The sequence below is a fragment of the Nocardia vinacea genome (genome assembly GCF_035920345.1).
In the GTDB taxonomy this organism is placed as follows: Bacteria; Actinomycetota; Actinomycetes; order Mycobacteriales; family Mycobacteriaceae; genus Nocardia; species Nocardia vinacea_A.
Genome location: NZ_CP109149.1, coordinates 7512341 through 7528852 on the forward strand (window position 1 = coordinate 7512341; position 16512 = coordinate 7528852).

At 68.8% G+C, this 16512-nt stretch carries 11 protein-coding genes; 5 read left to right on the forward strand and 6 right to left on the reverse strand.

All coding sequences use genetic code 11. The features are described 5' to 3' along the window. Positions 1-43: 43 nt before the first annotated feature. From OIE68_RS34185 to OIE68_RS34195, 3 genes are read right to left on the reverse strand one after another with little or no spacing between them, the layout of a single operon-like run. Positions 44-1174, reverse strand: a complete 1131-nt coding sequence (locus OIE68_RS34185; protein ID WP_327095090.1) for a hypothetical protein — start codon at positions 1172-1174, stop codon at positions 44-46. A 44-nt stretch (positions 1175-1218) separates the two neighbouring features. After that, entirely contained in the window at positions 1219-3954 is a 2736-nt protein-coding gene (locus OIE68_RS34190; protein ID WP_327101920.1) for a LuxR C-terminal-related transcriptional regulator, read from the reverse strand. Next, complete coding sequence (locus tag OIE68_RS34195; RefSeq protein ID WP_327095091.1) at positions 3954-5765, reverse strand: Hsp70 family protein; 1812 nt, start codon at positions 5763-5765, stop codon at positions 3954-3956. The genes OIE68_RS34190 and OIE68_RS34195 overlap by 1 nt, the downstream gene beginning before the upstream one ends. A 289-nt stretch (positions 5766-6054) precedes the next feature. On the opposite strand from OIE68_RS34195, the gene OIE68_RS34200 reads away from it, so the two are divergent. The 4 genes from OIE68_RS34200 to OIE68_RS34215 all read left to right on the forward strand — a co-directional run bounded on the left by OIE68_RS34200 (position 6055) and on the right by OIE68_RS34215 (position 13927). Further along, positions 6055-9480, forward strand: coding sequence for an IniB N-terminal domain-containing protein (locus OIE68_RS34200; protein ID WP_327095092.1), 3426 nt, complete (start codon positions 6055-6057; stop codon positions 9478-9480). Between the two features lie 32 nt (positions 9481-9512). Then, entirely contained in the window at positions 9513-11378 is a 1866-nt protein-coding gene (locus OIE68_RS34205) for a dynamin family protein (protein ID WP_327095093.1), read from the forward strand. Continuing rightward, positions 11375-12937: a dynamin family protein gene (locus tag OIE68_RS34210; RefSeq protein ID WP_327095094.1), complete on the forward strand. Its 1563-nt coding sequence runs from the start codon at positions 11375-11377 to the stop codon at positions 12935-12937. The genes OIE68_RS34205 and OIE68_RS34210 overlap by 4 nt, the downstream gene beginning before the upstream one ends. A 348-nt stretch (positions 12938-13285) precedes the next feature. After that, positions 13286-13927, forward strand: a complete 642-nt coding sequence (locus tag OIE68_RS34215) for an endonuclease (protein WP_327095095.1) — start codon at positions 13286-13288, stop codon at positions 13925-13927. Positions 13928-13930: 3 nt separating this feature from the next. Here the strand turns inward: OIE68_RS34215 and OIE68_RS34220 are convergent, their stop codons facing one another. After that, positions 13931-14203: a helix-turn-helix domain-containing protein gene (locus tag OIE68_RS34220; protein ID WP_327095096.1), complete on the reverse strand. Its 273-nt coding sequence runs from the start codon at positions 14201-14203 to the stop codon at positions 13931-13933. Between the two features lie 66 nt (positions 14204-14269). Here OIE68_RS34220 and OIE68_RS34225 point away from each other — a divergent pair, with 66 nt between their 5' ends. Next, on the forward strand, positions 14270-14878 hold the full coding sequence (locus tag OIE68_RS34225) for an NUDIX hydrolase (RefSeq protein WP_327095097.1): 609 nt from the start codon (positions 14270-14272) through the stop codon (positions 14876-14878). A 3-nt stretch (positions 14879-14881) separates the two neighbouring features. Here OIE68_RS34225 and OIE68_RS34230 read toward each other — a convergent pair whose 3' ends face one another. Together OIE68_RS34230 and OIE68_RS34235 are read right to left on the reverse strand one after the other, a co-directional pair. Then, positions 14882-16042, reverse strand: a complete 1161-nt coding sequence (locus OIE68_RS34230; protein WP_327095098.1) for a zinc-binding dehydrogenase — start codon at positions 16040-16042, stop codon at positions 14882-14884. A gap of 173 nt (positions 16043-16215) precedes the next feature. Further along, positions 16216-16512: a hypothetical protein gene (locus OIE68_RS34235; RefSeq protein ID WP_327095099.1), complete on the reverse strand. Its 297-nt coding sequence runs from the start codon at positions 16510-16512 to the stop codon at positions 16216-16218.

Consider the following 16512-nt stretch of genomic DNA (forward strand, 5'->3'; position numbering starts at 1 on the left):
GCGGATCACTTTAAGGCACAAACCCGGGTAGGTCGCTACGAAATCAACCAGGAGGTGCCAACTCGAACGGAATCGGTTGCTGCCACGGCAGTTGCGTCCAGGTCGGAGGCGTCCACATCGGGAAGCCAGGACGGGTGGTCGTGGTCCGGCTCGGCCGGGTGGTGGTCGGCGGTGTCGTCGTGGTCGGTGCGGGCGTGGTGGTCGGTGGTGTCGTGGTCGGCGGCTCGGTGGTCTCCGGTTCGCTGCTGGTGATGACGACGGGCGGTTCGGTGGTCGGCGGCGTGGTTTCCGGCACGGTCGGTAGGTCCACCGGCGGCTGCGGGGTCGGGCTCGTCGAGACCTGGTCGGATTTGGCGTCGCGCACCGGCGGCACCGGGGTCGAGCCAGGATCACGGAACAGCACGGCGACACCGATGCCGCCGAGTATCAGGCCGATGCCGACCGCGACCGCGATCAGCAGTGGTGTGCCGCGGTCTTTCTTGGGTGTCGCGGCCGGCGGCGGCTCCGGCGTGGTCGCCTCGACCGCGGTCGGCGCGACCAGCGGTGCGGCGACCGGCATCGCTGCCGAATATGCCTGCGGTTGAACCTCGGGCGTCGGCACCGCCGGGATGACATCGGTGACCACGGTCGAGTTCTCGGCATTGCTCGGATCCGGCGGGGTCGCGCCCGCCGGGGTCGCCAGCACCGCGGCCAGCGCGGCGCGTGCGGCGTCATAGGCGTAGGCGTTTTCCGGTGCGACGGCATCGCTGCCGGGAAGGTCGCCTTCGCTGACCAGCAGTACCGACTTCAGGCCCAGGTAGTCCAGTGCGTCGCGGAGCGAGAGCACGTACTCCGACGGCCAGCCCGCGGGATAGGTCGCATAGAACTCGGCGGCGCCGTTCAGATGCTCGGCGGTCACATTGATCAGGCAGAACAGTGCGGTCGCGACCAGATCCTCGGCCCGATAGGCCTCGCCGGCGTCGACGGAGATACCGGCCGGATCGCCGACCGCGGATGCGAAACCGGTGATCGAATGCGTATGACCGGCCGGGGCCGGTCCACCGAGGACGGTGTCGCCGTCATCCGACATATGCAGGATCGACTCGCGGACGATGAACGTCGGTTCGCCGTTATCGGTGACGATGGCCGCTGTGCAGTTGTCCTCGGCGATGCGCAGGCCCACCCCAGTGGCCATCCTCAATACCTCGCTTCGGCGTCACGGATCGGGCCGCACCCCGATCACACCAGCAGCGAGCCGTGTCCCATGGCGCGGAGCATCGACAATAACTCCGAACGGGAACGGGCACCGATCCGGCGTCGGATCCGGGCGACATGATGCTCCACCGTCTTGGCGGAAATGTACAGGCGAGCGCCGATCTCCCGGTACGTCAAACCGAGTAGGACGAGTTCGGCGACCTCGCGTTCGCGTTCGCTGAGAATCGCCGCGTGGGCGACCGGTTCCGGGTCGGCGGCCTGACCGTCGCCCGAGGTCGCGGCCGTTCCGGTCGGCCGAGCGGGCTCCTGCGGACGGGCGTCGGCCCGGACGGTTCTGGCCAGTTTCAGCAGCGTGGTCGCGGTCGTGGAATCGGCGGCGGCGAGTGCGGCCTCGCTCGCGAGCCGGGCGGCATCCCAGGTCAGCCCGATCTCGCTGAGTCCGGCGACCGCCGCCTGCACCGGAGCCGCGGCGACCTGACCGCGCAGCACCAGCACCCAGGTGCGGCCCGCGTCGGCGAGGATCGCGGCATGCCGGTCACCGGCCTCGGCCGCGGCCTTGAGCAGCCGGGCGTGCGGGAGCAGTTCCTCCGGACTCTCGTGTGCGATCGCGGCCTGCACGCCGTACCAGTGGAAGGCATTGGCCCAGGCGGGCGGCTGGTCGATTCGGCGAAGCAGCGCGAGACTGGCGTCGACCAGCGGTGCGATCCGGCGCTCGTCGCGCAGCCGGATGCCCGCGAGCCACAGTTCGCCGATCGGCAGCAGGGTGAGCAGGTCGGCGTCTACATCGTCGAAGAGCGGATAGGCGGCCTGCCAGGCGCGGGTGAGTGCGGCGTGATCGCCGCCGCGACGGGCCAGACCGACCGCGACACCGTGCGCGAGCAGGCGGTCGCGGATATCGAGGGAATCCATTTGCAGCGCGGCGGTGGTGGTCGCGGCGGCCTGTTCGTCGCCGCCGAGCATCGCCGCCCAAGCAGTCAGCACCTGCAACTGGTGGCAGCGCAGGCCGCTGGTGGTGGCCCGGCGCAGCGCCTCACCGGCACGGCGCGGTTCGCCGGTGCTCAGGCACAGCAGCGTCGCGATGGAGACCGCGGTGCACGGCAGGAACCGATCGGTGCCCGCATCGGCCTGGGCGGCCTGGATGAGCGCGGATACGGCTGTGGCCGTGCCGGTTTCGTGTCCGACGATGGTGCGCGCGAGTGCGGTGGCGATCAGGCGTGCGTGCGCGTTGGCCTCGGTCGGCGGCCACTGCGTCGCCGATTCGGACAGCTGCGCGGCGGCGGTCACCTCACCGGCGAGATACTGCACGGTCGCGCCGACCGCCCAATCCGCGCCGATCCGATGCGCGCCGAGCCAGGAATACAGTTGCGCCGCGCGCCCGACCAGACCGCGGCGGGTCAGCACCGCCGCGCAGATCCGCACGGCCGCAGCCAGTTCCGCGCCGGTGACACCGGGACGAGCCAACACCGGTTCGGCAAGCCGCATGGCGGTATCGCCGTCGCCGGTGCATGCGGCCGCCTCCGCCCAGCGCAACGCGATGACGTCCGGATCTGCGCCGGTCGCCGCCGCGGCGGCGTAGTAGCGCACGGCCTCGCGTCCCGCCTTTTCGGCTGCGGCGCAGAGGAATTCGGCGAGACGCTGGTCGCGGACACCGGATTCGGCGAGCAGCAGCGCGGTGTGATCGCGCAGCAGGCCCGCATCCAATCGCGCGTTGAGCAAACGACGCTGTACGGCCACGAAGCGGCGGTCGCCGAGCAGGGTGCGCAGCGGTGTGACGGCGGGTTCGAGCAGCAGGTCGGCATCGGTGACCAGCGCGCTGGCCCTGGCCCGGTCGATCAGTTCTTGGGCAGCGGCGGTGTCCACACCGAGGACCTCGGTGAGTTCGGAGGAGTCCAGGCCGGTGCCGGTGGTGGCGACGACCAGGGTTTCCAGCAGATCGGGTTCGAGGTTGTCCAGGAGGGCGCGGGCCCAGGCGGCGACGGCGTCGTCGACGGCGCGGATTCCGGCATCGAGGCGGGCCGAGCAGGCGGCGGTCAGCGCGGCCACCACGCCGCCGCGGCTGCCCGCGGTCTGACGATGGATGTGCTGGGCGACCGGGCGCGGCACCGCCATACCCAGCTCGCGGGCGAACGGGGCGATATCGGAGACGCCGAGCGCGCGCAGATCGGCCACCCGACCGCGGCGGGCCATGGTGTCGGCGAGTGTGCGCAGCTGTGGATCGTGCGGGCGCGGCTGGGTCGCGACAATCACCGTGTAACGGCCGGATTCGATGGTCGTGCAGAGGGATTCGAGATCCGAGTCGCTCAGGGTGTGGGCGTTGTCGATGATCACGGCCGGGCGCGGTGTGCGCGGGTGTGCGCCGTCGGGGCGGTGGATCGGATGCGCTCCGTTACCGGTGCGCTGGATGATGTCGGGTTTCTCCGCGGTTCGGGTTCCGTGGCCGTCGCCGGTGGCGTTGGCCGCGCCGACGGTATGCGCATCGCCGTGGTCGGGGTGCCGCCCGTCGGCACGGTTGGCGTCTGCCATCGCATGCGCTCCGTTGACCGAGCTGGCTTGCGCTGCAAGGTATTCGGGCATTACAGGATCGTCTCGGAACGGGATGCCGTGGGCGCGCAGGCGGGCCCGGATCACCGAGAGGAGGGTGGATTTGCCGGAGCCGGAGCGGCCTCTGATCAGATAGACGACCGGTTCCCGGTCCGCGGAGTCCAGTTCGCGGAAGATATCGCGTGCGCAGGGCAGCGTGTCGAAGGCGATATCACCCATCATCTGCCTCCGGGAATCTTGGGCAGTGCGGATACGACGCCGCCGACGGTGTCGCCCAAGGTGTTCGTCGGCAGCGACGGCACGGTCGGGACCTGCACCTGCGTCTGCGGGGCTGGTTGCGGTTGTGGCGCGGGTTGGGTTTGCGTTGCCGGAGCTTCCGCCGTCGGCTGCGTGGCCGGTTGGCCGGGAGCCGGTTGGCTCTGGGTGGTCTGGCCGTCGGTGGACTCGCCTGCGACGGGTTGGCTGCTCGCCGCCGCGACGGTGCTCGTCGCGGCGGAACCCGGTTGTCCCGCGGCGGGTTTCGGGTTCGGACTACCAACGGGCGAATCCTTCGCCGATGTCGTCGCCGAGCCGGTGGGATTGCCGTCACTGGTCGCCGCGACGACCGATGCGCCCGGCGTTGTCGTCGGATCCGAACTCGCCGGTGAGGTCGGACCGGGCTGCGCGCCGGTGCCGATGGCGACGGTGCCGGTCGCGAGTGCGCCGAGCACCAGTGCCGCACCCGCGATGATGGCGGCGCGCTGGCGGCCGCTGAGCCTGCGGCGGGGCCGGTCGCTCGTGCCGGGCAGGGTCTTCTTGGGCACGGTGTCATCGTGGGAAAGGCCGCCGCTTGCTACTGCACTGCTGGTCACGCGGGAGCTGTTCGCGGACTTTTCGATCGGCCGCGGCACGGTGGGCAGTTCCTCGGTTTTCGCGTTGCTGCCCATGGCTGCGACCGGGGTGCGATCCACGGTGACGGACAGCAAGTCCGCGGCCAGTTCGGCGGCGCCGAGCGCGCTGGTGAGCCGCGGTTGCGGCGCCGCAACCACGGGGAGTGCGAATTCGGTGGAGATCAACTCCGCCACCAGCGGGATCGCACCGCCGCCGCCGGTGAGCAGCACCCGGCCGATATTGCCGATATCGAGTCCAGCGCGATGTACCGCGTCACGGATGAGATCGAGCGAGGTCAGTAAGGGCCCGCGCAGTAGGTCCTCGAGTTCGTCGCGGACCAGCCGGATGTTTTCGGCGTGATCATCGTCCGGGTTCAAACGGACCGGGACAACCGTCGCGGTATTTGTGGAAAGCTCTTCTTTCGCATACCGGCAGCGATCGCGCAATGCCGACAATTCCCGTTCCACCACCGGATCGAACGGATCGAAATCATTTCCACGCAAGGCATTAGCCAGGACATAGCGCATGGTCAACAGATCGAATTCGGCGCCGGCGACATCGGTGGTGCGCAATGGCGCGCCGAGCACGGCCGCCTGCGCGCCGGTGCGGACCACCGAGACGGTGAGGCCGGAAGCGCCGAGGTCGTATACGACAACCGTGCCGTCGCCGAGCGGGCCGTGCGCGGCCTCCAGCCAGCGCACCGACGCGGTCGGCTCCGGAACCAAGGTCACCTCGCGCAGACCCGCGCGATCCAGCGCGGCCCGCTGCACGTCGACGGTATGTCGCGACCACCACGCCGGATGGCAGGCGACCATGGAGTGCGCGGCGCCGGCACCGATCTCATCGATCAGACAGCCGACGGCGGTGGCCACGAGATCCGCTGCGGAGTGGGCGGTTCCGTCCTCGGCGAGGATATCCACCGGATCACCGACCCGGGCGAGGAAGCCCTCGAGTACCACGTCACTGGAGTGCCTGCCGGTGGGGCGAGCGCCGCTCCCGAACGCGGGCGCCGCCTGCGGGGCGAGGCGCAACACACTCGGATGGGTGATGACAGTGTCGCCGGAGTGACCCCTGTCATAGTCGCTGCCGTCCCCCGGGGTCGCCACGGCGACCGAATTCGACGCTCCGACAGTGATGCCGAGCGCCAGACGCTCTGTCATTCGAGAACCCCGTTCGAAAACTGTGTGGCCCGGTAGTCGCTGTTGTATAGACGGGAAGGCGGAGTGGACCTGCCAGCCGCAACACTTCTGTCGGTTGCTGGGCGTCAGCCGTTACTCAGTCGGGGAAGGTGCGGGGAAATTCCCCTAATGGTTCGGGGGTCCCTAACGGGAACGTGCGGTTCGTAGTAGGGGTGCGCCCCGTTTCGGAGTAACGCCGGGCGTCCTTAGCGTGAAAAGCATTCCAACGACTGCGGATCGCGAGGGTCCGCTCATCCAGGAGATGATTTCGATGACACCCAACGCGATTCTGGAGTTCATTCTCAACCTGCTCCGCGACCACGAGGCTGCGGTGGGTTATTGCGCCAACCCCGGCCAGGCGCTGGCAGCTGCCGGTTTGCCCGCCGTGACGCCGGAGGATATCGCCGCCGTCGCCCCCATGGTCGCCGAATCGGCCCTGATCGCGGGCGGGTCACAGCTGTCGGCGATCGTGGCGGCCGGTGGCGCCGATGCCGGTGCCGCCGCCAGCGCCAATACCGCCGCCGCGGTTGGACTCGGTGCGGCCGCCGACGCGGGCGTGGACCTCGGCACCGATATCGACCTCGGCGTGGACCTCGGCCTCGGTGTCGGCACCGGGCTCGACCTGGGTGCCGGGCTCAACGGCGCGATCGGTGCGGGCCTGCAGGCCGGAGCCGACCTCGGCGCCGGTCTCGGCAGCATTGTCGGGGCGGGCGCGGATCTGACCGCCGGCCTGGGCGGCGTCATCGGCGCCGGTGTGCAGGCCGTGACGGGTCTCGGCGGTGCGCTGGGTGGCGCGCTCGGCACGGGAGCGCAGGCCGGCGCCGATCTCACCACTGGTCTGGAGGGTGCGCTCGGTGCCGGAGCGCAGATCGGCGTGGGTCTGGAGGGGGCTCTCGGCGCGGGCCTGAACGGCGGCGCGCAGGTGATTTCGGGCTTGGAGACGGGCCTCGGTGGCGCAGTCGGCGCGGGTGCCGATCTCGGCGCCGGGCTGAGCGGCGCCATCGGAGCAGGCACCCAGTTGGGTGCCGACCTCGGCGGTGCCCTTGGCGCCGGTGCCCAAGCGGGCGCTGACCTGGGCACGAGCCTTTCGACCGGCCTCAACGGCGTTGTGAATGCGGGCACGCAGGTCGGCGCGGGTCTGGAGGCGGGTCTCGGTGGTGCTGTGGGTGCGGGTGGTCAGGTTGGCGCGGATTTGGGTGCTGGTCTGGGTGGTGTGGTTGATGCGGGTGCCCAAGCCGCAACGGGTCTCGGTGGCGCGGTCGGTGCGGGTGGTCAGCTCGGTACGAATCTCGGTGCTGGTCTCAACGGCACGATTGGTGCAGGGGCACAAGCGATTTCGGGCTTGGAGACCGGGCTCGGCGGCGCCGTCGACGCGGGCGTAGATCTCGGCGGCAGCCTGGGGGGCGCACTCGACGCCGGTGCCCAGGCATCGACCGGATTCTCCAGCGCAATCGGCACCGCAGCCGACGCGAACGCTGATCTGTCCACAGGCCTGACCAGCGCGGTAAACGCTGGTGCGCAGGCAGGGGCCGATCTGGGTGGCAGCTTGTCCACCGGTCTGGGTGGTGCCGTTGATGCGGGCGCCCAGGCGTCTGGTGGTCTGGAAACCGGCCTGTCCACCGGAATCGGTGGCGCGCTCGGCGGCGGTGCACAGCTGGGATCGGATCTGGGTGGGAGTCTGTCGACCGGTTTGGAAGGCGCGGCAGGCGTCGGCGCCCAGGCAGGTACTGATCTGTCCACAGGTCTGAGTGGCGCGGTCGGTGGCGGCGCGGAACTGGGGACCAATCTCGGTGCCGGGCTGTCCACGGGTCTCGGCGGGGCTGTCGATGCCGGTGCGCAGACAGGTGCCGATCTGGGCGGCAGCTTGTCCGCTGGTCTGGGTGGTGCTGTTGACGCTGGTGCGCAGGCTGGTGGTGGTCTGGGGACTGGCTTGTCCACAGGAATTGGTGGTGCGCTTGATGGTGGTGCGCAGCTGGGTTCTGAGCTCGGTGGCAGTGTGTCGACTGGTCTGGAGGGCGCGGCAGGGGCCGGTGCTGGCCTTGGTGGCGGTTTGTCCACAGGTCTGGGCGGCGCTGTCGGCGCTGGTGCGCAGGCCGGTGCTGATCTCGGTGGCGGTTTGTCCACAGGTCTCGGTGGTGCTGTTGACGCTGGTGCGCAGGCTGGTGGCGGTCTGGGGACTGGCTTGTCCACAGGAATTGGTGGTGCACTTGATGGTGGTGCGCAGCTGGGTTCTGAGCTCGGTGGCAGTGTGTCGACCGGTCTGGAGGGCGCGGCGGGTGCAGGTGCTCAGGCCGGTGCCGGACTGGGTGGTGGGTTGTCCACAGGGATGAACGGTGTTGTTGATGCTGGGGCGCAGGCGACTTCGGGGATCGAAGGGGCTTTCGATGCGGGGGCGCATGCGGGTGGGCTCGGGGGTGGGCTGGATGCCGGGCTCGGTGGTGTGGTGGATGCCGGGGCTGGGCTCGGTGGCGGGGTGTCGAGTGGGGCTTCGTCCGCGATCGGTACCGGTGCACAGGTGACGACGGGGCTGGAGTCGAGTTTGGCTACCGGTGCGGCGCTCGGTGCGGGTGCTGAGCTCGGTGGCGGGTTGTCGAGCAGTCTCGGTGGTGCTCTCGGCGGCGGTGCGCAGGTCGGATCGGATCTGGGTGACGCTGGTGCGCACGCTACGTCCGGGTTCTCCAGTGCCATCGGTGGCGCGGCTGATCTGGGCGGCGGTTTGTCCACGGGTCTGGGCGGTGCGGTCGGCGCCGGGACACAGGCCGGTGCGGGGCTGTCCACGGGTGTCGGCGCTGGTGCACAGGCTGGTGCCGATCTCGGTGGCAGCCTGGCGTCCGGACTGAGCAGTGCGGTCGGCGCCGGTGCGCAGGCGGGCGCCGATCTCGGTGCGGGCCTGTCCTCGGGTCTGAATGGCGCGGCCGGTGCCGGTGCGCACGCGGGTTCGGAACTCGGTGCGGGTGTGAGCGGTGCGGCCGGTGCCGGTGCGCATGCGGGTTCGGAGCTGGGTGCGGGACTCTCGTCGGGTGTGAGCGGTGCGGTCGGCGCCGGGACGCAGGCCGGTGCGGGCTTGTCCACAGGTTTGGGCGGTGCTGTTGATGCCGGGGGCCATGCGGCTACCGGTCTGGAGACGGGGCTGTCCACCGGGGTCGGTGCGGCCACCGGTCTCGGCGGCAGCGTGTCCACCGGAGCGCAGGGTGCCGTCGACGCCGGAACACATCTGGGGACGGGTCTGGAGACCGGTCTTTCCAGCGGAATCAGCAGTGGCGTCCAGGCAGGCAGTGGCCTGGAAACCAGCCTCGGCGGTGGTGCGCACGCCGGAACCGGTTTGGCCACAGACCTTTCCACCGGTGGCTCGGCGGATGCGGGCCTCGGCGGCGGACTCTCGTCGAGCGTCGACTCCACGGTGCACTCCGGCGCCGCGGCACAGGGCACCGCCAACGGCGCCGCGGATCTGGGCGGTCACGCCGGTTCGACACTGACCGGCGGCGCCGCCTCGACCGTCGGGTCCACCGCGAATACCTGGTCGTCGCTGGACGTTTCGAATGCCTTCGGTTCCGGACTCGACAGTTCGGCCGGATCGCATCTGGACACATCGGTCACCGGACACAGCGAATCCAGCCTCTTCACCGATACTCATGCGGGTACCGATCTGGCCGGACATGCCGGCGGCGATCTCGGCGGCGACGCCTTCCTGCACTAAGCGGCAGCGGATATTCGTACGAAAGAGGTTCGATGGGGACACCCGCAGTCAATGCTCAACCGCCCGCGGTACCGCTGCTGACGGTATTGGGTGAAACCATCGCCGCGGCGCGCGCCGCGGGTCGCAATGATCTGGTCGGTCGCCTGGAAATGGCGGCCGACCGGGTCCGCGATCCGCGGCGCCGCATCGTGATCGTCGGACAACTCGGTCAGGGCAAGAGTTGTTTCGTCAATGCCCTGTTGAATCTGGAGATCTGTCCGGTCGGCGATGACGCGACCACCGCTGTCCCGACCTTGCTCGCCCACGGTCCCGAACCATATGCCGAACTGGTGCTCGCCGGTCCGAGCGGAACCGAGGAGGCACGAGTTCCATTGCCGGTCGACGAGATCGGCATGATCAACGTCCGCACACCGCAGGCACATGGCCGACGAGTGCTGCGCATCGAGATCCAGCTCCCGAATCCGCTGCTGGCCGACGGCATCGTCCTGGTGGACACACCGGGCGTCGGCGGCCACGGAAGTGGTTATGCGGCAGGCGTACTCGGCCTGGTCGCGACCGCCGACGCGGTCCTGGTGCTCTCGGATGCCTCCACCGAACTCACCGAACCGGAACTGGCCTTCCTCCGGCAGGTCCGCGAACTGTGCCCGACCACCGCACTGCTGCTCACCAAGCTCGATCTGTATCCGCATTGGCGTCAGGTGCATCAGGCCGACGAAGGCCATCTGAGCCGAGCGCGAGTCGAGGTGCCGATCATCCCGGTTTCCGCGGTATTGCGCAGGCACGCGATGCTGCTGCAGGACGAGCAGCTGGGCGCCGAATCCGGCTTCGGTGTGCTGTATCAGTTCCTCCGCGAACAGGTCGTGGCTCGCGACCAAGCCGCGACCCTGCTCGCGGTGTCCCACGATATCCAGTCCGCCGCAGAGCATTTGGCGCTCGCACTCGGCAGTGAACTGGTCGCCCTGCGCGATCCCCGCCAGGGCGCGATGGCGGTCCGCGAGCTGCAAATTGCGAAGACCACCGCCGAGGATCTGCACCGGCGCACCTCGGCCTGGCAGCTGACCCTCTCCGACGGCATCACCGATCTGGCCGGCGATGTCGATCACGATCTGCGCGAACGCCTGCGCGAGATCGCCCGAACCGGTGAGGAATGGATCGATAAACACGATCCGGGCCGCCATTGGGAACGGATTGCCGAATGGCTCACCGGCGATATCGACACCGCCCTCGGCGACAACCTGCTCTGGACGCACACCCGCGCGGTGGAACTCGCCGAGCGGGTCGCTGAGCACTTCACCGAGATCGGCATGGTCGAACTGCCCGATGTCAGCTCCGGCCTGCACACCGAGGACAGCCGCGCCGGCGGGGGCACCCTCGCCGATCTGGAGCCTGATATCGGCTTCGGCAGCAAAATTCTGGTCGGCATGCGGGGCTCCTACGGCGGCGTGCTGATGGTCGGGCTCGCGACCACCTTCGCCGGGCTGGCGATGCTCAATCCGATCTCCATCGGCGCCGGTGTCCTGGTGGGCGGCAAGGCTTTCCGCGATGACAAGCAGGCCAGGCTGGCCCGGCGCCGCAACGAGGCCAAGGTCGCCATCCGGCGCTTCATCGATGACGTCGCCTTCCAGGCGGGCAAGGAATCCAAGGACCGCCTGCACCGCATCCATCGGGCGTTGCGCGATCACTACACCGGCGTCGCCGAACGCAGCCTGCGCTCCATCGACGATTCGCTGCGGGCCGCGCAGGAGGCGGCGAATATGGAGACGGCTCGCCGGACCGAGCGCTGCGCGGTGCTCGACCGGCAGCTGCACATGGTCGCCGAGCTGCGACGCTATGCGGATGCTATGCAACCTGCCATCGCCGCGCCGCGGAAAGGGGCCGCCGGTACGGTAACCCCGTGAGAAGAGACGTGACCCGGCATGATGCTCGGCGGGCGCCCGGCATTGTCGCCGAGGCGCATCAGCTGGTCGCCGCGGCCAGGCAGGCATTTCCCCGCGAGCCGCGACCGCGTGCGCTGCTGGCCGACTGTGCCCGCCGCCTGGATCAACCGCTGCGGGTGGCGCTGGCGGGTTCCTTGAAGGCGGGCAAGTCGACTCTGCTCAACTCCCTGGTCGGCCAGGACATCGCCCCGACCGATGCGACCGAATGCACGCGCGTGGTCACCTGGTACCGCAACGGCTCGACCCCGAGCGTCACGGCCTACGCATCGGACGGCTCGACGGCGAATGTGGTGGTGCGCCGCGGCAGCGGCACGCACGGGCTCACCTTCGATCTGGAACGACTGAACTGGAATGCGCCGGGCCCGCGCGAGGTCGACCACCTCGAGGTCGAGTGGCCCGCCGCCGCACTGGCGAATACCACCATCATCGATACCCCGGGCACATCGTCGCTGTCGCGGGAGGTGTCGTTGCGGACCGCGCGACTGCTCACGCCCGGTGACGCCGACGGCGACCGTGGCATGGCGGCCGTATCTATTCCGGGCGCGGACGCCGTGGTCTATCTGCTGCGTCGGCTCGACGACGCCGATGTCCGGTTCCTCGAACAGGTCGGTGCTGGAACCGCTGGTGCACAGGGTATTTCGGGTCCGCTGGGTGTTATCGGAGTGGTCTCGCGTGCCGACGAGATCGGGGCGGGCCGAATCGACGCACTGCACTCGGCTCGTGATGTCGCGACACGTTTCGCGGGCGAGTTGGAGCGAACGGGACTGTGCCAGGCCGTAATTCCGGTCGCCGGCCTGCTCGCCTTCGCCGCGGCGACCCTGCGTCAGCAGGAATTCACCGCCTTCGAGGCGCTGGCCCGGGTCCCGGTCGACGAGCTGGCCGCCGCACTGCTCTCGGCAGATCGCTTCGCCCGCCCCGATATTCCGCTCCCGGTCCCGGCCGAACTCCGTGCCCAGCTAGCGGCCCGTTTCGGCCTGTTCGGAATTCGCATGGCGGTCACGCTGATCCGCCTCGGTGTGCGCGACTCCGCCACGCTGGCAGCGGAATTGACCAACCGCAGCGGTGTGGACGAACTCCGCTCGGTACTCGACGTCCAATTCGGCCAGCGCGCCGACCAACTCAAGGCGCACTCGGCCCTCACCGCCTTGGCCCGCGTCCTCACCGCATACCCCGGTACCTCCGCCGACCAGCTGCTGCCCCGAGTCCGCACCCTGCTCGCCGACGTGCACGGTTTCGCCGAACTCCGCCTCCTCGGTCGCCTGCGCACCGATGAATTAGCCCTTCCCGCACCGGATCTCGCCGAATTACACCGCCTGATCGGCGGCTCCGGCGTCGCCCCGCACCTACGCCTCGGCCTGCCTTTCGGTACCGACTCCGCCATACAGCGCGCCGAGGCCATGGCCGCCGTGCGCAAATGGCGTGCCCGCGCCCGCCACCCCCTGGCCGACCAGTTCACGACCACTGCCTGCCTCACCGCAGCTCGCAGCGCCGAAGGCACCCTCAGCCTGCTGCCGGAGTAATTCTGCGATCAGCCTCGATCTGCGCGCGATTGCGCGGGTAGCGGATCGGCGGCGGTGCCGCACACCCGTCGGTGCGGCCGCACACCTGGGGTGCGCGGCTGTGACAGTGGGCCCGCTGGGATGGGTGTGTGCGGGTCAGCCGGTGATTCGGCGTAGGGCGTCGGCCAACTCCTTGCCCGACGGCGCGTGGTCCGGATCGATCAAACCTGGGCGGCCAACCCCGTCAGCAGTGCCTGATAGAGCGACCCGATGGCGCGCCCGCCTTCGGTATACGCGGCGTAGGTTCGGTCGCGGGTGTGGACCCGCGACCCCTGGGTACGCCCCGGATATCGAACCCAGGAGTATGCGATGACTCAAAAAGATTTGGTGAAGGCTTTGCTGGACCGGGCGGGCAGCGGCTATGCGGCCGAGGCCGGTATCACGCTGGCCGATAAACCCGCTCCGCTGTTCCAACTCCTCATGCTCGCCGAATTGCTCAGCACCCGTATCTCCGCCGATATCGCGGTCGCCGCGGCCAAGGAACTGGTGCGCACCGGATATCGCACCCCGGACCGGGTCGCGGACGCCGATTGGCAAGAACTCGTCGACGCACTCGGTCGTGCCCATTACAAGCGCTATGACGAAAGTACGGCGTCGCGGCTGGGTGCCAACGCGTCTCGCGTGCTGGATCGCTACAACGGCGACCTGCGCAAACTCGCCGATGAAGCCGAGCACGACCCGTCTCGTGCGGCCGAACTACTGCAACAGTTCCAGGGCATCGGCCCGACCGGCAGCGATATCTTCCTGCGCGAGGTCCAGGATGTTTGGACCTGGGTCCGACCGCATTTCGACGAACGCGCGCTGCGCGGCGCCGAACGCGTCCGACTTCCGGCCGATCCGGATCGCTTGGCCGAGCTGGCCCCGGAAAACCACACCGCCGACCTGGCCGCCGCATTGGTCCGGGTCACACTGGACCGCGAGATCGCCGATCAGGTGCTCGCTACTACCTGAGGATCAGGTGATCTGCACCTGTACCCGCAGACCGGCCGCGGCGATCATATTGACCAGCGCGTCCAGGCTGAACAGCTGCGTTCGGCCGCCGAGCAGATCGGAGATCCGCGCGGCGGTCACACCTAGGTGCTCGGCGGCGGCCTCCGGACTCCAACCCTTGGCGGCGATCCGGTCGGTCAGTTCGAATATCAACTGCGACCGCAGCCGCATATTCTCGACGTCGCCGCGGATGTCATCGATCGCATCCCACACGATGTCGAAGATCTTCTCGGCCATGCTTAGCCCACCTTCTCGAGCTGTTCGAGGACGTATGTGCGCTGCTGGTGTACAAGTGGAGAGACCGTGCCCATCGTCGCAGCAGGCGCGGCCAAACGGCGGCAACTCCGCCGAACCCGCGTATTTCCGGACCCGGCGAAGGAAGGTCGTGAGGTGATGTCGGACCGTGACGCGAAACCGTTCGCCCAGGTGGGACTGGCTGCCGGAGCTTTGTTCGTGCGCGGCGAGGACGTGCTGCTGGTCCATTCGGTCGATCGGGGCTGTTGGGACATTCCGGGCGGCATTGTCGGGCCCGGCGAATCGCCCGCAGCGGCCTGTCGCCGTGCGATCGGCGAAGAGCTCGGCCTCGACCGCCCGCCGCAGCGACTGCTCGTGCACGACTGGACGCGCAAACCGGCCGGCGACGAGATCCGCTACATCTTCGACTGCGGCGAACTCGGCGACGAATCGGCCATCCAACTGCGGGAAAGTGAAGACCGCTGGCAGTTGGTCCGCGTCGATACCGTGGACACCCTCGTCGGACCCGAGTCGGCCCGCCGCATCTGGCAGGGTTTCCGTGCCCGCATGGAGGGCCATGCCGTCTACCTCGAACATGGCGAACCCGCGCTCAGGTACCCGGATACCGCGCCCTCATGGCTCGATCGGCAGCCCGACCGCGACCGGCACCTCGGCTGAGCGTCAGGGCGTCGTTGCAGTACTGGCCGGGTCGATCAGGATCTTCGCGTGCTGTTCCGGATCGGCCAACGCGGAGAACGCATTGTCGATACCGTCCAGCCCGACGGTACCGGTGATCAAGCGAGCCGGGTCGACCTTGCCGTCGGCGATCATGTGCAGTGTGTCGCGGAATTCTCCCGGGTCGTAGCCGAAGGCGAAGCGAAGTTCGATTTCCTTATTGATGGCCATCGCCGGTTGGAAGCGGTCGGTCTCCATACAGACGCCGACCACGACCACGCGCGACAGCGGCGGCGCGGCCGCGATGATCTGATCGATAATGCCCGGCACGCCAACGCATTCGAAAATGACCGGACCTGCCGGGCCCGCATTGAGCGAGTGCGCCAGCCGGAAGACATACCACCACGGCAGATTCGGGACCCGGCGCAGGCGTTCCATGGTGTCGAAACCGAGGCTGAGAATGTCGGTGACGCCATTGATCCGCCCGCGCTTCGGCGCTGCCTCCCACGGTGATTCGGTCGCGGGATCGACGACGATATCGGCACCGCAGCCGACCGCGAGTTCGCGGCGGCGCGGTGAGAAGTCACTGGCGACAATTGTGCGTACGCCCGCCGCCTTCAACATGCTGATGACGGCCAAACCAATAGGGCCGCAGCCGATTACGAATGCCGTCTGGCCCTTGCCGACCCGCCCCTTGCGTACCGCGTGCCAGGCGACGGCCATCGGTTCGGTCAGTGCGGCATGTTCGGCCGAAAGCCCATTCGGGATAGGCATTGTCATGGATTCCTGCACAACCACCTGCTCGGCATAGGCGCCGGGCGCGGCCGTGGATAGCCCGGTCAGCTGGGGTGCGCCGTCGTGGCGCACGATCGGTAGGGCCACCACCGGCGTACCCGCCCGCCAGCGTTTGCGGCAGCCAGGTCCGTAATCGACTATCTCGCCGCTGAATTCGTGTCCGAGCACCACGCTCTGATCCGACCGCATGAATTGGTCGTATCCGGTGCGTGTGGCCAGCTCGGCCATTTCGTCGGCATGGGTGCGGGCGTGCAGATCGGACCCGCAGATGCCGCATCGCGACACGTTGATCAGCACCTGCCCGCGCCCGGGCGCCGGTGTCGGCAACTCCTCCACCGAGAATTTGGTATTGGTGACGACGGCGGCCCTCATAGACGACTCCTCGGATCGGCGGCGGCGAAAGCCTCCCCTCTGCCGCCACCCTACTGCCGCGCTAGTCGGGCACAGCGGAAATCGAATGACCACCACAACCCCATCATTCGACGACATCGGCCGTCGATGAGAATGGCGGTTCCCGCATCGAGCCGGGAACCGCCGTCTCGATCCTACTGACGCTCCAGCGTCGGAATGACCACGTCGTTCAGGTACTCCTCGATACCGCGTCCGCCGCGCTTGGCCTCGTGCACAGTGACGTGCTGGTCGGCCGCCTTCTGCTTCAGTGCCGCACGCGAATCGGGTTCCACCCCGCCGCCGATGATCAGATCGGTGATCTCGCCGGTATCGAGTACGCGCAACGCTTCGGCGTCGGCGATGGTGCCCACGGCCGCAAAACCATTGGCGCGCAACAACTTGGTCGCGGTGTCCACAATCTCCGGGCCACGGCCGATAGCAAGTACTTTCAT